General features: G+C 49.7%; 1 pseudogene. It reads left to right on the top strand.

The features are described from left to right. A pseudogene (locus DW182_RS22520) lies at positions 1-326 on the top strand (hypothetical protein); the annotation flags it as partial.

The raw sequence follows: 326 nt of genomic DNA on the forward strand, positions 1-326 counted from the left end.
TGGCTGGTACGCGAAGACCGTCTGAGTACTCCTCTGACTGCCGCCTTCAATTCAAGTAAAGGCAAGTCCATGTCAGTCATCCGTATTGACAAGTTTGACAAGGAGGCTTTGGCTACTCACAAAGAAGGCGAGGTTATTGTCTCCGGTGAGACTTCCATCGGCTATACCGGCTTCGAGAACATAGGTGGCATGACTGTCCTTTCCTATGGTTTCCCTTATAAGGAAGCTCCCAAGACTTATATCCGTAAATTGACTCTTGCCCCTTCCGTTGAGGCTTTCCAGCTGCTTCGCAAGGGTGATAGCATTACCCTGACCTGGGAACTGTC

The organism is Bacteroides sp. AM16-24, from assembly GCF_003471885.1.
Lineage (GTDB): Bacteria > Bacteroidota > Bacteroidia > Bacteroidales > Bacteroidaceae > Bacteroides.